The sequence below is a fragment of the Nguyenibacter vanlangensis genome (genome assembly GCF_013376155.1).
GTDB classification, from domain to species: Bacteria; Pseudomonadota; Alphaproteobacteria; order Acetobacterales; family Acetobacteraceae; genus Gluconacetobacter; species Gluconacetobacter vanlangensis.
On record NZ_JABXXP010001009.1, the window covers coordinates 1 to 804 of the forward strand.

Below are 804 nucleotides of genomic sequence, written 5' to 3' on the forward strand. Positions count from 1 at the left end.
GCTCGACCCGGCGGCCCAGCAGGCGCGGCACGGCGAAGGGGGCGATCTGCCGGTCCAGGGCCTCGACCAGGGCCGCGCCCTCGATCGCCGGATGCGCCGGGATGTCGTAGATCGGCTTTTCCGGATACAGCGCCGCGCATTGGCCGCCGATATGGTCCAGCGCGTCGATCAGCACGCAATCCAGTTTCAGCATGCCGCATTCGAACGCCGCGAACAGGCCGGTCGGGCCCGCGCCGATGATGGCGACGTCGGTCGAAAGAGGGTGGGCGTCCGTCATGGTCGAAATCCGTCCTGATGCGCTGCTGCAATCCTGCCGACGGGTTGTGCGGCCTGCGCGGGCCGAGTGCAAGCGGGAACGGGGTCTTGTGCGCCGGCCGCGCGGGCGCGCACTATGGGCGCATGGAACAGCTCGCCGTCACCCTGCTCAGCCAGGACGCGACCGAGGACCTGGCGCGCCGCATCGCATCCGCCGCCCGGCCCGGGGACGCGATCCTGCTTTCCGGTCCGCTCGGCGCGGGCAAGACGGTGTTTTCCCGCGCCTTCCTGCGCGCCGCCTGCGCCGATCCGCAGATGGAGGTGCCCAGCCCGTCCTACACGCTGGTGCAGGCGTACGACTCGCCCCTGGGGCCGATCGCGCATTTCGACCTGTGGCGCCTGGGCGGCCCCGACGCGCTGTACGAACTGGGCTGGGACGATGCGTGCGACGGCATCGTGCTGGTCGAATGGCCGGACCGGCTGGGCGCGCTGACGCCGGCCGGGGCGCTGCACGTCACGCTGGCGGTCGCGGATGACGGCGCCCGCGAG

2 protein-coding genes are annotated in these 804 nt (G+C 72.0%); one reads left to right on the top strand and one right to left on the bottom strand.

From position 1 onward, the window contains the following. A partial coding sequence (locus HUK84_RS20845) for an NAD(P)-binding protein (RefSeq protein ID WP_176641883.1) occupies positions 1-277 on the bottom strand: 277 nt, incomplete at its 3' end. Between the two features lie 122 nt (positions 278-399). On the opposite strand from HUK84_RS20845, the gene tsaE reads away from it, so the two are divergent. Continuing rightward, a partial coding sequence (tsaE, locus tag HUK84_RS20850) for a tRNA (adenosine(37)-N6)-threonylcarbamoyltransferase complex ATPase subunit type 1 TsaE (protein ID WP_176641884.1) occupies positions 400-804 on the top strand: 405 nt, incomplete at its 3' end.